Below are 835 nucleotides of genomic sequence, written 5' to 3'. Positions count from 1 at the left end.
CGCAAGGCGGTCGCGACCGCCGCCGCGCTCCTGGCCGTGGCCACCGCCGCCGGCTGCGACGCGGATTCCGACGCCGACGTGTCCGGTTCGGGCTCCGCCAAACCCGGCTGTCCCACCGTGCTCGCCGAGGCCAAGCGGGCCGTCGCGAAGGCCGAGGACGTGGACGCGCCCTGGACCGGCCCCACCAGCGGGCCCAAGGCCGTGCGCGGCAAAACCATCGTCTATATCGCGCACACCCTGGCCAACCCCGGCCCCGCCGGAGTCGCCCAGGGCGTCGGGGAGGCCGCCAAGGTCGTCGGCTGGCGCGCCCGGATCCTCAACGGCAAGGGCACCACCGCAGGCGTCAAGGCAGCCTTCAAGGAGGCCATCGACAGCAAGCCGGACGGCATCGTCATCAGCGGCTTCGGCCCCGAGATCATCCCCAAGGAGATCCAGCAGGCCGACGCGGCCGGCATCCCGGTGATCGGCTGGCACGCCACCACCGCCCCCGGCCCCAGCAAGGACCCGAAGCTGTTCAGCAATGTGACGTCCAGGGTCGAGGATGTCGCGAAGATCAGCGCCGACTGGATCATCGCCCGGTCCAACGGCCGCGCGGGCGTGGTCATATTCACCGACACCACGTCCGACTTCCCCAGGAACAAGTCCGAGCTGATCAAGAAGGAGCTGGCCACCTGCTCCGACGTCAAGCTGCTGGACTACAAGAACATCCCCATCCCCGAGGCCAACAGCCGCTCCATCAACGAGGTCTCCTCCCTGCTCAAGCGCTTCGGGGACAAGTGGACCTACTCCGTCGCCATCAACGACCTGTACTTCCGCCACGCCGCCCCCGCCCTGC

At 69.5% G+C, this 835-nt stretch carries 1 protein-coding gene; it reads left to right on the top strand.

The genetic code is table 11. The features are described 5' to 3' along the window. On the top strand, positions 1-835 hold an 835-nt coding region (locus CCN51_RS50105; RefSeq protein ID WP_245881864.1), incomplete at both ends, for a substrate-binding domain-containing protein.

Origin of the sequence: Streptomyces milbemycinicus (genome assembly GCF_002154605.1) — a bacterium.
In the GTDB taxonomy this organism is placed as follows: domain Bacteria; phylum Actinomycetota; class Actinomycetes; order Streptomycetales; family Streptomycetaceae; genus Streptomyces; species Streptomyces milbemycinicus.
This window is presented reverse-complemented; position numbering and strand designations above follow the sequence as displayed.